General features: G+C 74.5%; 9 protein-coding genes. 6 read left to right on the forward strand and 3 right to left on the reverse strand.

Annotation, left to right across the window (positions count from 1 at the left end; translation table 11 throughout):
• Positions 1-94 precede the first annotated feature (94 nt).
• Positions 95-1,945 (reverse strand): acyl-CoA dehydrogenase, encoded by a 1,851-nt coding sequence (locus tag ACFC1T_RS20290; RefSeq protein WP_375890438.1) that lies wholly within the window; start codon positions 1,943-1,945, stop codon positions 95-97.
• 95 nt (positions 1,946-2,040) lie between these two features.
• Complete coding sequence (locus tag ACFC1T_RS20295; RefSeq protein ID WP_375890439.1) at positions 2,041-3,387, reverse strand: MFS transporter; 1,347 nt, start codon at positions 3,385-3,387, stop codon at positions 2,041-2,043.
• Positions 3,388-3,791: 404 nt separating this feature from the next.
• Between ACFC1T_RS20295 and ACFC1T_RS20300 the strand changes: the two genes are divergently transcribed.
• From ACFC1T_RS20300 to ACFC1T_RS20325, 6 genes are all read left to right on the forward strand, one after another.
• Positions 3,792-4,076: a hypothetical protein gene (locus ACFC1T_RS20300; protein ID WP_375890440.1), complete on the forward strand. Its 285-nt coding sequence runs from the start codon at positions 3,792-3,794 to the stop codon at positions 4,074-4,076.
• A 140-nt stretch (positions 4,077-4,216) separates the two neighbouring features.
• A complete protein-coding gene (locus ACFC1T_RS20305) occupies positions 4,217-10,291 on the forward strand; it encodes an acyltransferase domain-containing protein (RefSeq protein WP_375890441.1) in 6,075 nt (2,024 codons plus the stop codon).
• A complete protein-coding gene (locus ACFC1T_RS20310) occupies positions 10,288-12,114 on the forward strand; it encodes an amino acid adenylation domain-containing protein (RefSeq protein WP_375890442.1) in 1,827 nt (608 codons plus the stop codon). The genes ACFC1T_RS20305 and ACFC1T_RS20310 overlap by 4 nt, the downstream gene beginning before the upstream one ends.
• 47 nt (positions 12,115-12,161) lie before the next feature.
• Complete coding sequence (locus tag ACFC1T_RS20315) at positions 12,162-13,958, forward strand: beta-ketoacyl synthase N-terminal-like domain-containing protein (protein WP_375890444.1); 1,797 nt, start codon at positions 12,162-12,164, stop codon at positions 13,956-13,958.
• Entirely contained in the window at positions 13,955-15,244 is a 1,290-nt protein-coding gene (locus ACFC1T_RS20320) for a cytochrome P450 (RefSeq protein WP_375890446.1), read from the forward strand. Before ACFC1T_RS20315 ends, ACFC1T_RS20320 begins: the two co-directional genes overlap by 4 nt.
• A gap of 63 nt (positions 15,245-15,307) precedes the next feature.
• Positions 15,308-16,003: a formyltransferase family protein gene (locus ACFC1T_RS20325; RefSeq protein WP_375890448.1), complete on the forward strand. Its 696-nt coding sequence runs from the start codon at positions 15,308-15,310 to the stop codon at positions 16,001-16,003.
• Between the two features lie 71 nt (positions 16,004-16,074).
• On the opposite strand, the gene ACFC1T_RS20330 is transcribed toward ACFC1T_RS20325, so the two are convergent.
• Complete coding sequence (locus tag ACFC1T_RS20330; protein ID WP_375890450.1) at positions 16,075-17,601, reverse strand: MDR family MFS transporter; 1,527 nt, start codon at positions 17,599-17,601, stop codon at positions 16,075-16,077.
• Positions 17,602-17,669: the final 68 nt, after the last annotated feature.

Below are 17,669 nucleotides of genomic sequence, written 5' to 3' on the forward strand. Positions count from 1 at the left end.
GCCCCGCCCGCCCCCCCCCCCCCGCACCCGCGCCCCCACCCCCCCCCCCCCGCGCCGCCCCCGCGGCCGTGGCTCCACCCCGGCAGGACCACCCTCAGAACGCGTCGTCCGGAATCTCCACGGCAGTCCGGTCCAGACTCTCCAACAGCCTGAACTGGGCCTCGGTCCTGGGCAGTTCATGCCGGAAGAAGTACCGGCAAGCGTGCCGCTTCCCCTCGTGCACGGGCTCGGTGCCCCCGTCGGCGGCGAGCAGCTGCTCCAGCCACAGCCAGGCCACGACGGTGTGCCCGACCGCTTCGAGGTAGACGGTGGCATTGGCCAGCGCCGTCTCCGGGTCCCCCGTCGCCCACAGCCGCCGGGTGACCGGGACGATGCGCCGGACGGCCTCGTCGAGCTGGCCCGCGTACTCGGCGGCCTCGCCCCCGGCGCTCGCGGCGCGGGCGGTGGTCGCCGAGACCGTCTCGACGAGCAGGCGCAGGCCCGCGCCGCCGTCCATGACGACCTTGCGGCCGAGCAGGTCGAGGCCGTGGATCCCGTGGGTGCCCTCGTGGATGGGGTTGAGCCGGTTGTCGCGGTAGAACTGCTCGACGTCGTACTCCCGGGTGTAGCCGTAGCCGCCGTGCACCTGGATGGCGAGGCTGTTGGCCTCCAGGCACCACTGGGAGGGCCAGCTCTTGGCGATCGGGGTGAGGACGTCCAGCAGCAGGTGGGCGCGGGCGCGGTCCTCCGGGGAGGCGCCGGTTCGCTCCTCGTCGAGCAGTCGGCCGCAGTACAGCACCAGGGCCAACGCGCCCTCCGCGTAGGACTTCTGGGCCAGCAGCATCCGGCGCACGTCGGCGTGGGCGATGATCGGCACCTGGGGCGCGTCCGGGTCCTTGGCCCCGACCGGACGGCCCTGGGGGCGGGTGCGGGCGTAGTCCAGGGCGTGCAGGTAGCCGGTGTAGCCGAGCGCGGTGGCGCCGAGGCCGACGCCGATCCGGGCCTCGTTCATCATGTGGAACATGTAGGCGAGGCCGTGGTGCGGCTCGCCGACCAGGTGTCCGACGGCGCCGGGCTCGCCGCCCGGCCGGTGCACGCCCTCGCCGAAGTTGAGCAGGGTGTTGGTCGTCCCCCGGAAGCCCATCTTGTGGTTCAGCCCGGCCAGTACGACGTCGTTGCGCTCGCCGAGCGTGCCGTCGGCACCGACCAGCACCTTGGGCACGATGAACAGCGAGAGGCCCTTCACCCCGGGCGGCCCGCCGGGGATCCTGGCCAGCACCAGGTGGACGATGTTCTCGGACAGCTCGTGGTCGCCGCCGGAGATCCACATCTTGTTGCCGAACAGCCGGTAGCTGCCGTCGGCGCGCGGCTCCGCCCGGGTGCGCAGGTCGGCGAGCGAGGAGCCGGCCTGCGGTTCCGACAGGCACATGGTGCCGAAGAACCGCCCCTCGACCATGGGCCGGACGTAGGTGTCGATCTGGTCCCGGCTGCCGTGCGCCAGCAGCAGGTTGGCGTTGCCCACGGTGAGGAACGGGTAGCCGGAGGTCCCCGGGTTGGCGGCCTGGAACCAGGCGAAGCAGGCGCTGGCCACCACGGAGGGCAGCTGGGCGCCGCCGACCTCCTGGTCCATGGCGCTGCCGAGCAGCCCGGTGTCCGCGAAGACGGCCAGCGCCTCCCGGACCTCGGGGATGATGTGCACCCGCTCGCCGTCGAAGCGCGGCTCCTCGGCGTCGTTCCGCTTGTTGTGCGGCGCGAAGTGCCGGGTGGCGACCTGCTCGCCGAGGTCCAGGGCGGCGTCGAAGGTCTCCCGCGAGTGGTCGGCGTACCGGGGGCGCGCCGTGAGCGAGGGGACGTCCAGCCACTCGTACAGCAGGAAGTCGAGGTCGCGGCGGGAGAGCAGCAGGGACGGCACGGGGTGGCGCCTTTCGCGAGTGACTAAGCGCTTGCTTGGCTTCGTCAGCAGCATGCTCCACCGGACCGGAGCCGTCAACCGTCGCGAGCAGGGCCCGCGGGCCGGGTGCGGGGTGCGTCAGGCGCGGGGCCCGTCAGGCGCGGGGCCCGTCAGGTGCGGCGACCCGCGGCGATGGCGGCGGCGCCGAGGAGACAGGCCGCGGCGGCGGTGACGTAGGCGAGGTGGTAGCCGTCGAGCCGGTCCGTACTGGTCCCGGCGACCAGGACCAGCAGCGCCACTCCGACGCTCGCGCCGATCTGCTGGGTCACCACGTTGACCGCCCCGGCGACGCCCTGCCGTTCGGCCGGGACGCCGGCCAGCCCGGCGGTGGTCATCGAGGGGAAGTTCAGGCCCTGGCCGATGCCGCTGAGCACCAGGCCGGGGAGCACGTGCACCAGGTAGGAGCCCTCGTGCGGGGTGCCCAGCCAGAGCCCGGTGCCGACGCCGATCAGCACCAGGCCGACGGACATCAGGGTGCGCGGGGTGAAGCGGGCCAGCAGCCGGCCGGTGGCGAAGTTGGCGGTGAGGAACACCGCGGCGGACATCGGTACCAGCGCCAGGCCGGACTCGAACGGGGAGTAGTCCAGCATCCCCTGGAGGTACAGCGGCGCGAAGAACAGCATCCCGACCGAGCCCGTGTACTGGAGGAACGCCGCCAGGCTCGCCGCCCGGACGGAGCCGAGCCGGAACAGGCCGAGCGGGAGGACCGGGTCGGCGGTGCGGTGCTCCCGCACCACGAACAGCACCAGGCAGAGCGCGGCGGCGGCCAGCACCGTCCAGGCCGTGGCGCCGGAGCTGCTCACCCCGACCACCAGCAGGGTGAGGCCGAGGGTGCCGGCGACCGCGCCGGGCAGGTCCAGCCGGCCGCGGTGCCCGGGGCCGTCGGGCAGGCCGATCCTGGTCACCGCGAGCACGGCGGCCCCCAGCAGCACCGAGAACCACAGCACCGAACGCCAGCCGAGGAACTGGGTCAGCACGCCGCCGAGCAGCACGCCGCCGCTGAAACTCGCGGCGCCGACCGCCGCGTAGACGCTGAACGCCCGGTTGCGGGCCGGACCGGCCGGGAACGCCTCGGAGAGCAGGGCCAGCGCGGCCGGTCCCGACAGCGCGGCGCCGACGCCCTGGACGGCGCGCGCCCCCAGCAGCACCCCGATGTTCGGCGCCACCGCCCCGACCAGCGCGGAGACGGTGAACACGGCGACGCCGACCTCGAACACCCGCCGCCGGCCGAGCACGTCGGCCAGTCGGCCGCCGACCAGCAGGAAGCCGGCGAAGGTGACGGCATAGGCGGTCATCACCCACTGGAGGGTGGTGTCGGCGAGGTCGAAGCGGCTGCCGACGGAGGGCAGGGCGGCGTTGAGCACCCCGAGGCCGCTCACGTCCAGGGCGAGCGCCCCGGCCAGCACCCCGAGGGCCAGTCCCGGACGGGTCAGCGGCTGCACGGCGACGTCGGTCATGCCCGGCCGCCGGAACGGTCGGCCCGGCCGGTACGGCCCGGTGCACCGGGCGGTGCAAGCGCCGGGCACCGTGCGGGGCCCCGAGGGGCTAAGGAGCGGTCGACGCAGGCTGACGCTGTCTCAGGGCTCGCAACTGGCATGGGGGTCAGCTTGCCCGCGCTGATCGTCCGCTGTCCACCCCTCGCCACCCCCGGGGAGTTCCGACCGTGCTCCAACTCCCTTGCCTCTCAGGCAGGTTCGCCGTATCGCGCGCGAACGTAAGCCCGCCGTGCAGCGGTTCACCCGCCGTCGCCGCCGTTCGGCCGAGCCGTTCGATCGAGCAGGTCGAATCGGACACTTTGGCGATCGGATCCCGCCACTGCCCGGACCGGCTCGCAGACGACGCTTGTCTCACCAATCGCCAAGTGGCACTCTCGTACCCGCTGGTCGGTAAAGACCCGGTGATCCGCTGCACATCGATTCGCACAGTTCGCACACTCGTTGCGCCAGACCCGATCGACCGTCCGATCGGCCTTCCGATCGACCTCCGCATCCAGGGCGGACCGGGACACCAGCTCCGCGCGGTCCACGGCGACCACAGCGCCGACGGACCGGCCGGCAGGCGCCGCGCCGCACGCGTCGGCGAGAACTTCACAGTGGGCCGCTGTTGCGCGATCACCCGAGCCGATCCGAGCGATCCGAGCCGCTGATCCGCACGTCCGCACGCGGCTGATCCAGGCTGTCGCGCGCCGTCCGGCCGGGCAGTCCCGACCCACCCGTTGCCCCACCCGTTCCCCCGTCCATTCCCCCGTTCCCCGTTCCCTCCTTCCGCCCTGCCCAGGGAGTCGCCATGCCCCAAGAACGCACGGTGCCGGACCTGTCCGCCGTCACGGACTTCCTGCTCTCCCGCGTATCCGCACTGTTGGACGTGTCCGCGAACACCCTGGACCCCCGGGCCCCGCTGCACCGGTACGGGCTGGACTCCGCGCGGTCGGTGGAGCTCGCCGCCGAGCTGTCCGCGTTCCTCGGGCGCGCCGTCCCCGCCACCTGGCTCTGGCAGTACCCGACCGTCGGCGAGCTGGCCCGGGCCCTGGTCGAGGGTCCGCGCGAGGCGCAGCCCGCCCGGGGCGCCGAGCGCGGCGCCCGTCCCCACGAGCCGGTCGCGGTCGTGGGCATCGGCTGCCGCTTCCCCGGCGGTCCGGACCCGTCCGCGTTCTGGCGGCTGCTGGTGGAGGGCGGTGACGCCGTCGGACCGGTCCCGGCCGCGCGCCGGGCGCTGATGAACGACGCGGTCCGCTGGGGCGGGTTCGTCGACGGCATCGACCGGTTCGACCCGCTGTTCTTCGGCATCTCGCCGCGCGAGGCCGTCCAGATGGACCCGCAGCAGCGGCTGGTCCTGGAACTGTGCTGGGAGGCCCTGGAGGACGCGGGCATCGCCCCGCACACCCTGCTCGGCAGCGACACCGGCGTGTTCATGGCCTCCTGTTGGGGCGACTACGCCGCCCTGGCGCACTACCGCGGGCCCGACGCCCAGATCACCCCGCACACCGCGACCGGCATGCACGACGGCATCATCGCCAACCGGGTCTCCTACGTCCTGGGGCTGCAGGGCCCGAGCATGGCCATCGACGCCGCCTGCGCGGGCTCCCTGGTCTCGGTGCACGTCGGCTGCCAGTCGATCCAGCTCGGCGAGAGCGACCTCGTGCTGGCCGGCGGCGTCAACCTGAGCTTCGTCTCCGACTACTACACCGCGATGGACGCGATGGGCGCGCTCGCCCCGGACGGCCGCTGCAAGTCCTTCGACGCCCGGGCCGACGGCTACGTCCGCGGCGAGGGCGCCGGTGTCGTCGTGCTCGCGCCGCTCAGCGTGGCCCTGGAGCGCGACCTGCCGGTGTACTGCCTGATCAAGGGCAGCTCCTCCAACAACGACGGCCTGAGCAACGGGATGACGGCGCCGAACCCGCAGGCGCAGGAGAAGATGCTGCGCACCGCGTACCGGCGGGCCGGCATCGACCCGCACCTGGTGGACTACATCGAGTGCCACGGCTCGGCGACGCCGCTCGGCGACCCGATCGAGGCCAATGCGATCGGCGCCGTCCTCGGCGGCGACCGCACCGAGCCGCTGCGGCTGGGCTCCGTCAAGTCCAACGTGGGCCACCTGGAGGCGGCGGCGGGCATCGTCGGGCTGGTCAAGCTGGCGCTGTCGATGCGCAACGGCGTGCTGCCGCCGAGCCTGCACTACAGCACGCCGAACCCGCAGATCCTCTTCGACGAGTACCGGATGACCGTCCAGGACCGGTTGACGCCCTGGCCGCGGCGCTCCGACGCCCGCCGGGGCGGGGTCAGCTCCTTCGGCTTCGGCGGCGCGATCTGCCACGTCGCGGTGGAGGAACTGCCGCGCCCCGAGGGCTCCCTGCTGCTGCTGGCCGCCGACTCCCCGGAGGCGCTGGCGGAACGGGCCCGCGCCCTGCGCGACGCCACCGACCTGCGCGAACTGTGCCGCCGCGCACCCGGCGAGGGGGCGTTCCGGCTCGCGGCCGCCGCCCGGGACCTGGCCGAACTCCGCACCCAGCTGGACGCCTTCGGCGCCGGGGCGCCGGCCCGCGGGCTGAGCGTCGGCGAGGCGGCCGGACGCCGCCCGCGGGTGGCGTTCCTGTTCTCCGGCAACGGCTCCCAGTGGGTCGGCATGGGCCGCCAACTGCTGGCCGGAATGCCGGTGTTCCGCCGCTCGATGCTGCGCTCCGACCGGCGGATGAAGGAGCTGCTGGGCTTCTCCCTGGTCGAGCAGCTGCTCTCCGCGGACGGCCGGCTGGACGACATGGACGTCTTCCAGCCGCTGCTGTTCTCCCTCCAGGTCGCGCTGGCCGAGACCTGGCGCGCGCTGGGCGTGGAGCCGGACGTGGTGGTCGGGCAGAGCGTCGGCGAGTTCGCCGCCGCCCACGTGGCCGGCGCACTCGACTTCGACGACGCCTCCCGGCTGGCCGCCCACCACGGCCGGCTGCTCCAGCAGTTGGCCGTCGGGCGGGGCGAGGGCATCGTGGTGATGACCGCCGCGGACGAGGTCGCGCCGTACCTGACCGGCGGGCTCACCCTCTCCGGCCGCAACGGCCTGCGCTCCACCCTGGTCACCGGCACCCCGCAGGAGATCGACGGCCTGGTCCGGCGGCTCACCGACGCGGGTGTCACCAACCACCGGGTGCGGATGGGCCACGCCCCGCACTCCCCGCTGGTCGACCACGTGCTCGCGCCGTTGAAGGTGGAGCTCGACGGCATCCGCCCCCGGAGCACCCGGATCCCGATGATCTCCACCGTCACCGGCGAGGCCGTGGACGGCGCCGAACTCGGCCCGGACTACTGGGCGGAGAACCTGCGCCGGGAGATCCGGGTGGTCGACGCCCTGACCGGCCTGCGCGGGTACGACGTCGACGCGGTGATCGAGCTCAGCCCGCACCCGCTGCTGCTCAAGTCGGTGTCGGAACTGCTCCCCGCCGCCACCCTGCCCTCGCTGCGGCGCGGCGAGGACGAGTCCGTCACCCTGCTCGGCTCGCTCGGCGCGCTGTACGCGGCCGGGCTGGCCGTCCCGGCGCACCCCTTCCTGGCCGGTGACCGGGGCCGGCACACCGCCCCCGGCCAGGCCGACCCCGCCCCGGCGGGCCGGCTGCACCTGGTGCCCGTCACGGCCCGCACGGCGGGCGCGCTGGCCGACACCTGCCGCGAACTGTCCAACCGCGTCGAACGCGACCCCGGCCTGCGGGTCGCCGACCTCGCGTACACCCTCGCCGCCCGGCGCACCCACCACAACCACCGGATCGCGCTGTTCGCCCGCAGCCGGCAGGACGTCCTGGACGGCCTCGCCCGGGTCGCGTCCGGCCGGCCGCACCCCGAGGTCGTCACCGGGGCGGTCTCCGGGAACGTCGACCGCCGGGTGGCGCTGGTGTTCTCCGGCGGCGGCACCCAGTGGGTCGGCATGGGCCGCGAACTCCTGCGCTCCCACGCCGGGTTCCGTGAATGGATGACCGCCTGCGACGCCGCCGTGCGCGCCGCCGGCGGCTGCTCGGTGCTGGAGCAGCTGGCCGCCCCGGCCGAGCGGGCCCGGTACGAGGAGATGGACGTCCAGCAGCCGGTGCTGTTCGCCCTCCAGGTGTCGCTGGCGAAGGTCTGGCTCGGGCTCGGCGTCGAGCCGGCCGCCGTGGTCGGGCACAGCCTGGGCGAGGTCGCGGCCGCCTGCGTGGCCGGGGCGCTGTCGCTGGAGGACGCCGCCCGGGTCGTGGTCACCCGCTCGCACCTGCTGGAACGCAAGGCGGCCGCGGGCTCGATGATCTCGGTCGACCTGCCGGAGGCGGAGCTGCTGCCCCGGCTCGCCCCGTACGCCGCGCACGCGGCCGTCGCCGTGGTCAACAGCCCCACCAGCGCGGCGGTCTCCGGCTCGCCCGAGGCCGTCGACGCCCTGGAGGCCGACCTGCGGCGGGAGGGGGTGTCGGTCCGCCGGATCCGGGTCGAACGGCCGGTGCACAGCCCGGGGATGGACCCGCTGCTCCAGCCGCTGCGCGAGGGCATCGAGGGCATCACCGCGCTGCCGCCCGTCATCGACTTCCACTCCACCGCGCTGGCCGAGGCGGTCAACCCGGCCACCGACGTGGACTACTGGGTGCACAACCTGCGCAACCAGGTCCGCTTCGCCGAGACCATCGGGGCGCTGGTCGACCGGGGCATCGGCACCTTCGTCGAGATCGGCCCGCACGAGACGCTGCGCGGCGCGGTCGAGGAGATCGCCCTCACCCGCGGGGCGCGGGTGCACGCGGTCAACTCGCTGCGGCGCGAGGAGAGCGACCTGCGCTGCCTGCTGGGCGCGGCCGCCTCGCTGTACGTCCGGGGCCTGCCGCTGACCTTCGACCCGCTGTTCGACGACGACGTCGAGCCGGTGGAGACCCCGCTGGTGGCGTGGCAGAAGGAGCGCTACTGGATCGACACCGAGCCGCAGGCCCCACGGGCCCCGGCCGCCCCGGCGGCTGCGCCGGTCGCCACCGCGCCCGCGGCGGCGACCGTCGTACAAGCCGACGTGCAGGCCGTCGTGCAGGCCGGGCCCGAGCCCGCGGCCCGGCCGGTGGCGGAGGTCGTCCTCGCCGAACTCGCCGACGCGCTGGGCGTGCCGGTGAGCGGCTTCGACACCGGCGCCTGCCTGCGGGACTTCGGCCTGGACTCGATGGTGGGGATCCGGCTGGTCAACCGGATGCAGGCGCTGTTCGGGCACCGGGTGTCGCCGGTGGTGTTCCTGGACGGCCGCCCGATCTCCGAGGTGGTCGGCCACTTCGTCGAGCTCACCGGCGGCGGCGCCCCCGCCACCGCCCCCGTACCCGCACCGGCTGCCGCGCCGACTCCCGTGCCGGCCCCCACCCGCCCGGCGGACCACGCCTTCCTCGACGAACTCTCCGAGCTGGACGCCGAGGAACTGCTCGACGAACTGGACGCCCGCGGCCTGCTGGACGCCACCGACGCGCCGGCCCTGGAGCAGCTGCGCGCCGACGACCTGGGCCTCGCCCTGGCACCCGCCTCGCACGGCCAGGCCTCGCTCTGGTTCATGCAGATGGTCTCGCCGGACGCCGTCCCCTACAACTTCATGGTGACCGCCCGGATCCGCAGCACGGTCGACGAGAAGGCCCTGGAGCGCGCCGTCCGGGCCGTGACGGCCCGCCACCCGGCGCTGCGCACCCTCTTCGTCGAGGCGGGCGGGCGGCCGTACCAAGTCGTCCTGGACGAACCGGTGTACGAGTTCCTGGCGCTGGACGGCTCCGCGCTGGACGAGGAGCAGGCCCGCGAGGAGCTGGCCCGGCAGGGGCACCGGCCGCTCGACCTCGACAACGGGCCGCTGGTGCGGGTCGTCCTGCTGGGCCGGGGTCCGGCCGACCACTACCTGCTGGTGCTGGTCCACCACATCGCCTCGGACGCGGCCTCCGCCGATGTGATGATCCGCGAACTCCAGGCCTTCTACCAGGCCTCCTGCCAGGGCGCCGACCAAGGCGCCGACCCGGTTGCCGACCAAGGCGCCGACGCACCGGCCGCCCCGTACACCGAGTTCGTCGCATGGGAGCGGCAGTGGCTGGCCGGGCCGGCCGCCGCGGCGGCGCTGGACTGGTGGTCGGCGAAGCTGGCCGACCCGCCCGCCCACCTCGACCTGTCCGACCGGGAGCGGCCGCCGGGCGTCACCTACGAGGGCCGCGACCTGGCGTTCCGCTGGAGCGCCGAGGAGACCCGGCTGCTGCGGGAGTTCGCGCTGCGCGAGGGCGTGTCGATCAGCACCGTGGTGCTGGCCGGGTTCTTCGCCACCCTCAACCGCGCGGTCGGCACCGAGGACGCGGTGCTGGCCACCGCGATCGCCCAACGGGCCGAGCCCGGCTGGGAGTCCGCCGTCGGCTACTACCTCAACACCGTGCTGGTCCGGGCCAACCCGGCCGCCGACCGCAGCTTCCGCGACCTGCTGCGCGAGGTGCACGACTTCTCGCTCGGCCTGCTGGAGCACATGAACTACCCCCTCGACCTGCTGGCCTCCCGGCTCCGGCCGCCGCGCGCCGAGGGCCGCTCCCCGTGGTTCGACGTGGTGGTCAACTGGCTGTCCTCGGAGGCCTTCCCCCGCTCGGTCAAGCTCTTCCACGGCGTCGGCTCCACCCTCACCCCGGACGGCGCCCTGCCGCTCGAACCGCTGCAGGTGCGCCGCCACCTCGCCAAGTTCGACCTGGAGATCTCGATGGCCGACATCGACGGCGAAGTGGCCGGCCACGTCCAGTTCAAACCGAGCTACCTGGAAAGGCACACCGTGACCGCACTGCTCGCGCTGTACCGCACCGTGCTCTTCGAGTCGATCGCCCGGCCCGGCCTCGCCCTCGGCGCCGTCGCCCCGGCCGGCCTGCCCGAGGAGGCGGACCGGTGACCGACACCCTGCACTCCGCCTTCGTCGAACTGGCCGCCAAGAACCCCGACGCGATCGCGGTGTACGCCGAGGCCGGCGTCCTCGGCTACGGCGAACTCGACCGCCGCTCGGCCGAGTTGGCCGAACGGCTGACCGCCGCCGGGGCCGGCCCGGGCGTCCCGGTCGGGATCTGCGTCGAACGCACCCCCGACCTGCTGGTCGCCCTCCTGGCCGCGCTGCGCAGCGGCGCCTGCTACCTGCCGCTGGACCCGAACTACCCCGCCGACCGGCTGGGCCTCATGGTGCAGGACAGCGGCACCCGGCTGCTGCTCACCACCCCCGCCTCCCGGGCGAGTTGCCCGCCCGGCCCGACCGTGCTGGTGCTGGACGGCGCCGCGGTGCGCACCGAGCCGGGCGCGAGGCCCGTCCCGGTCGTGCCCGGGGACACCGCGTACATCATCTACACCTCGGGCTCCACCGGCCGGCCCAAGGGCGTGGCGGTGCGGCACGGCGGCGCGGTGGCGATGCTCGCCGCGATGGACCGCGTCCTGGAGGGCTGCGACCTGAGCGGGGTCGCGGCGGCCAGCTCGGTCTGCTTCGACATGTCCGTGATGGAGATCTTCAACGCGCTGTGCCGGGGCGGCGCCGTGGTGCTGGTCGAGAGCGCCGTGCACCTGCCGGAGAGCCGGTACGCCGACCGGATCACCCACCTCAACGCCGTGCCGTCGGTGATGAACGGCCTGCTCGACGCCGGGGCGCTGCCGCCCAACCTGCGCACCGTGGTGTTCGGCGGCGAGGCGCTGCGCCGCAAGCTGGTCGACCGGACGTACCGGGAGACCGGCGCCACCCGGGTGTTCAACGCCTACGGCCCCACCGAGGGCACCGTGTTCTGCTCCTTCGGCCTCGTCCCCGAGGAGTCGGCCGAGGAGCCGACGATCGGCCCGCCGACCGAGGGCGCCCTGGTGTACGTGCTGGACGAGCAGCGCCGGCCCGTCCCGACCGGCGCCCCGGGCGAGCTGTACCTCGGCGGCGCCGGGGTCGCGCACGGCTACGTCAACCGGCCGGAGACCACCGCCGAGCGCTTCCTGCCCGACCCGTTCCACCCGGGCGGGCGGATGTACCGCACCGGCGACCTGGTCGCGTTCACCGAGGGCGGTGAGCTGCGCTTCCTCGGCCGCACCGACCACCAGGTCAAGCTGCGCGGCTACCGGATCGAGCTGGAGGAGGTCGAGGCCCGGCTGACCGGCTGCCCCGAGGTCCGGGAGGCCGCCGCCGCCGTCCGCGGCAACCGGCTGGTCGGCTACCTGGTGCCCGCGGGCGACGGCCCCGCCCCGGACGGGCCCCGGCTGGACGCGGCGCTCCAGGGCGCCGTCACCGCCCGGCTCGCCGCCGAACTGCCCGACTACCTGGTGCCCGCCACCCTGGTGGTGCTGCCCGCCCTGCCGCTCGGGCCGGGCGGCAAGCTGGACCGCAGCGCGCTCCCCGAGCCGCCGGCCGCCGGCACCGGCGGGCCGACGACCGCGCCGAGCACGCCCACCGAGCTCGCCCTGGCCGAGATCTGGGGGCAGCTGCTCGACCTCGAACCGTCCGGCATCGACGTCCAGGCCGCCTTCTACGACCTCGGCGGCGACTCGCTGCTGCTGATCCGGCTGGCCCGGCTGATGACCCGTCGCTTCGACCGGCGGGTCCGGGTGCCCGACCTGTTCAGCTTCCGCGACATCGCCTCGCTCGCCCGCTGGCTCGACGAGGAGGAGGGCGCGACCCCCGAGGTGGTGCAGTCGGCCCGCCGCCGGGCCGGCGCCCGCCGCGCGGCCCTGCGCGGACGCCCGGCCGGCGACCGCTGAGCCCGCGACCCGAGCCGCCCCACCCCACCACGGAGCAGGAGCCTTCCATGACCGACCACCCCGAGCAGGCCCCCGAGCAGGACTACGACCCGGGCGACGTGGCCGTCATCGGCATGTCGCTACGGGCCCCCGGCGCCCGTACCAAGGAACAGTTCTGGGACAACCTCGTCCACGGCCGGGAGTCGATCTCCTTCCTGGCCAAGGACGACATCCACGTCGACGAGACCCTGATCCACAGCCCCTTCTACGTGCGCGCCTGCGGCGTGCTGGACACCTACGACAGGTTCGACCCCTCGGTGTTCGGCATCAGCGACCGGATGGCCGCCGCGATGACCCCGGAGAACCGGCTGTTCCTGGAGAGCGCCTGGGAGTCGCTGGAGGACGGCGGCTACGACCCGGAGCGGCTGGACGCCGAGATCGGGATGTACGGCGCCAACAACCCGCAGACCGCCGCGCTCTACAGCTCCCCGCCGGACCGGGTGTCGGTCGGCCCGGAGGCGATCGAGGCCAGCCTGGCCTGGTCGCCGGACACCATGACCTCCAACGCCCTGTACTACCTGGGGCTCACCGGCGAGGCCGTCACCGTCGCGGCCGTCTGCGCGGGCTTCCACTACGCGGTGCACCTGGCCTGTCAGTCGCTGCTGCTCGGCCAGACCGACCTGGCGGTCGCGGGCGGCGCGATGGTGCGGCTGCCGCACCCGCGCGGCCACCTGTGGGAGGAGAACCGGATCCTGTCCCGGGACGGCCACTGCCGCCCCTTCGACGCCAACGGCACCGGCACCGCGCTGTCCAGCGGCGTGGTCACCGTGCTGCTCAAGCCGCTGGGGCACGCCGTCGCCGACCGCGACCACGTCTACGCCGTGGTCAAGGGCTCGGCCGTGAACAACAACGGGGTCAGCGCGATGGCCTACGGCCTGGCCCAGCCCGAGCGGCTGAGCGCCTGCATCGCGAGCGCCATGGAGGTCGGCGGCGTCGCCCCCGAGACGGTGGGCATGTACGAGGCCAACGGACTCGGCCTGCCGATGACCGACGAGCTCGAGGTGCACGCGGCGACCATGGCGTTCGGCAAGCAGACCGCGACCACCTCGATCGGCGGGGTCAAGGGCAACGTGGGCCACGGCGGCGTGGTCTCCGGCGGCTTCGGGGCGGTCAAGGCCGCGCTGGCGCTGTACCACCGGCAGCTCCCGGCGACGATCAACCTGACCGAGGTCAACCCGGACCTCGACCTGCCCGGCACTCCGTTCGTGCCGCAGCTCGAAGGGGCGGACTGGGAGCCGGAGTCCGGTATCCGCCGGGCGGGCATCACCTCGATCGGCGGCGGCGGCTACAACGCCCACCTGCTGCTGGAGGAGCCGCCGGCCCCGGCCCGGCGCGAGCCCGAGGAGGCGGGCCGGCCCCGGCTGGCCACCCTGTCCGCCCTGGACGACGAGACCCTGGCCCGCCAGCGCACCCGGCTCCGGGAGCGGCTGGCGGCCGACCCGACGCTGCGGCTGGACGACGTCTGCTACAGCCTCAACCTCGGCCGCAAGGTGCTGCCCCGCCGCTGGGCGGCCGTGGTGCGCAGCCGGGAGGAGCTGATCGCGGCGCTCGCCGGGGAGCCCGCGGGCGGCGTCGTCACCTCGACCGCCGCCGCCCCGGCCGTCGACCCGGGCGCGTTCGCCCGCACCGACCACGGCCTGGTGCCGGTCGGCCGGGACGCCGGGGCGCTGGCCGAGCTGGCCGCCGCCTGGGTGGGCGGCCGGCCGGTGGACTTCGACGCCCTGCACCGCGGCGAGGCCAGCCACCGGGTGCCGCTGCCCACCTACCCCTTCCAGCCGCGCCGGTTCTGGCGCACGGACTGGTGACCGTGCGCACCCCGGCCCCGGCCCCGACCCCTGGCCCGGCGCTCGCCCCGGCCGCCGTGGACCTGGGCGACCCGGCCACCTTCGCCGATCCCGACCTCGACCTCGACGGGTACTGGCGCACCCTGCGGGACGAGGCGCCGCTGCACTGGAACCCCCCGGCCGACGGCCGGCGCGGGTTCTGGGCGCTCTCCCGGCACGAGGACATCCTGGCCACCTACCGGGACGACGCGCACTTCACCTCCGAGCGCGGCAACGTCCTGGTCACCCTGCTGGAGGGCGGCGACGCCGGGGCTGGCCGGATGCTGGCCGTCACCGACGGGCACCGCCACCACGAGCTGCGCAAGATCCTGCAACGGGTGCTCTCCCCACGGGTGCTGGACGAGGTGGCCACCACCGTCCGGGCCAACACCCGGCGGTGGATCCGCGCGGCGGTCGCCTCCGGCGGCTGCGACTTCGCCGAGCAGATCGCCGCCCGGATCCCGATGACCACCATCTGCAGCCTGCTGGGCGTGCCCGAGCAGGACCAGGACCACCTGCTCGGCCTCACCAGGGCGGCGCTCTCGGCGGACGACGAGGACGTCGACGAGGTCGACTCCGAGATGGCCCGCAACGAGATCCTGATGTACTTCATGGACGTCGTCGAGGAGCGTCGCGAGCACCCCGGCGAGGACGTGATCAGCATGCTGGTCGCCAGCTCGATCGACGGCGTGCCGCTGACCGACGAGGACGTGGTGCTCAACTGCTACAGCCTGATCATCGGCGGCGACGAGACCAGCCGGCTGACGATGATCGACTGCGTCCGCACCCTGGCGGCCCGGCCCGACCAGTGGCACCGGCTCAAGCGGGGCGAGGTCGAGCTCGGGACGGCCGTGGACGAGGTGCTGCGATGGGCCTCGCCCACCCTGCACTTCGGGCGCAGCGTCGTCCGGGAGACCGAGGTGCACGGCGTACGGCTGCGGCCCGGCGAGATCGTCACGCTCTGGCACGCCTCCGGCAACCGGGACGAGCGGGTCTTCGACCGGCCCGAGCACTTCGACCTCGGCCGCACCCCCAACAAGCACCTGGCCTTCGGGTACGGCCCGCACTTCTGCGTGGGCTCCTACCTGGCCAAGGTGGAGATCGCCGAACTGCTCGGCGCACTGCGGGACTTCACCACCGGCTTCGACCTGACCGCCGAGCCGCGGCCGATCCGCTCCAACTTCCTGACCGGGTTCGCCACCCTGCCGGTGCGCTTCGAGCCCGACCGCGCCGGGCTGGACGGGGCCGGACTGGACGGGGCCGACTGACGCGCCGACGCCGAAACCGAGACCCGACCCGACCCGACCCGACCAGTGAGCGCAGGAGGACGGTTGAACATCTACCTATCGGGACAAGGGGCGTTCGCGGTGCAGGTCGCGGAGGCCCTGCTGGACGGCGGACACAAGATCGTCGGTGCGGCCGCGCCCCGGCTGCGCAGAGGACGGTCCGACGAGGCCGACGCGATGTGCTGGGACCGCGTACGGGCCTGGGCGTTCCCCAGGGACATCCCCTGGACGGACTCGGCCGAACTGCGGGCCCGGCACGTCCCCGACGGGGTGGACGTCATCCTCGCCGCGCACTCGCACGCCTTCCTCGGCCGGGAGACCCGCGCCCGGGCCGCCGTCGCCACCATCGGCTACCACCCCAGCCTGCTGCCCCTGCACCGCGGCCGGGACGCGATCCGGTGGACGATCCGCGACGGCGACAAGGTGACCGGCGGAAGCGTCTACCACCTGACCGAGCGCACCGACGGCGGCCCGATCGCCGCCCAGCAGCACCTGTTCGTACCGCCGGGCTCGACCGCGCAGAGCCTGTGGCGCGACCACCTGGCGCCGCTCGGGGTGCGGCTGCTGCTCAAGGTGGTCGCCGACCTGGCCGCCGACCGGCGGATCGAGGTCCCCCAGGACGAGTCGCTGGCGACCTGGGAGCCCGCGATGGGCGCGCCGCCGTTGTTCAAGCCCGAGCTGATCGCCCTGCCGGGCACGACGCGGGTCGACGGCAGCCGGTGGGCGCTGCACGAGCACTGAGCCCGCACGGCGAAGCGCCGTCGGCCCCGCACCCGTCTCCTCCGGGTGCGGGGCCGACGGCCTGCGGTGCGTCAGTCCCCGGCACCGGCCGGAGCGGCGCCCTCGGCGGCGGGGCGGCCGGTCTCGGGGCGGCCGGTCTCGGGGCGGCCGGGCAGCAGCAGGCAGAGCGGCACGGCGGCGGCGGTGAGCGCCACCGACCACCAGAAGGCCTGGTCGAAGCCCTGGGCCAGGGCGGTCGGGGTGCGGATGCCGCCGGTGCCGTGCTGGAGCACCACGGTGAGCAGCGCGATGCCCACCGAGCCGCCGATCTGCTGGGCGACCCTGGTGATGATGCTGGCGTCGGGGATCTCGGCGCGCTCCAGACCGGCGAAGGCGGCACCGGCCGGGGCGATCATGGCGGCGCCCAGCGCGAGGCCGCGGACGAACAGGGCCGCCGCCAGCGGGAGCAGACCGGTGTCGGCGCCGACGAAGGCGAACGGCACGGTGGCGGCGGCGACCAGGGCGAAGGCCGCGAGCGAGACCCGGCGGGGGCCGAAGCGGTCGGTGTAGCGGCCGGCCAGGCCGCGGGCCAGCAGCGCGCCGACGCCCTGCGGGATGAGCAGCAGGCCTGCGCCGAGCGCGTCCTGCCCGCGCAGCTGCTGGAAGTACAGCGGAAGCAGCAGCATCGGCCCGTACAGCGCGACGCCGCCCAGGAAGAGCAGGGTGGCGGAGGAGGCCACCGAACGGTGGCGGAACAGTCGCACGCCGACCAGCGCGCCCTCGGGGCGGGCCAGCGCCCGGGCGGTGAAGCCGGCGACCAGGGCGAGCCCGCCGAGCAGCGGGACGAGCACCTCGGCGGTGGCGAAGCCGCCCCGGCCGTCGACCCGGGAGAGGCCGTAGATCACGGCGGCGCAGCCCGGGGAGAGCAGCAGCATGCCGAGCACGTCCGGCCGGGCGCGCGGCCGGTCCGGGCCGGGGCGGTCGTCGGGCAGGTCGCGGCGGGCGAGCAGCACGCCGACGACGCAGAACGGGATGTTGACGAGGAACAGCCAGCGCCAGTCGGCGACGTGCAGGATCAGTCCGCCCAGCACCGGGCCGAGGATCGGGCCGAGCGCGGTGGGCACGGTGATGATCGCCATCACCTTGCCGGTGTTGCGCCCCTTGGCGGCCTGCATCAGCAGGGTGCTGACCAGCGGCATCATCAGCCCGCCGGCGACGCCCTGGACGATCCGGAAGGCGATCAGGGAGGCCGCGTCCCAGGCCAGGGCGCTGAGCACGGAGCCCAGCAGGAAGCCGAGGAGGGCGGCGATCCAGAGCCGGCGGCCGCCGAACCGCGCCTGGGCCCAGCCGGCCAGCGGGATGGTGACGAACACGGCGAGCAGGTAGCCGGTGCCCACCCACTGGACGGTGGAGAGCGGGGCGTGCAGCCGCTCGGCGAGGTCGTCGAGGGCGACGCTGACGATGGTGGTGTCGAAGACGACGGCGAGGGCGCCGGTGATCAGGGTGACGGCCAGCCGCCACACGGCGGGGTCCACCCGGTCGGGGCCGGACGGCGTGGCGGCGGGTGCGGCGGCGGGCGCGGGTGCGGCGGCGGGGTCGGTGCGGTGGGGGGTGCCCACGACGGCTCCTTTAGATACACAGTTCTATCTTACGGCGGCCAGAGTAGGGCGCTAGAATAAGAAAGACA

The organism is Kitasatospora sp. NPDC056076, assembly GCF_042266305.1.
Taxonomy (GTDB): domain Bacteria; phylum Actinomycetota; class Actinomycetes; order Streptomycetales; family Streptomycetaceae; genus Kitasatospora.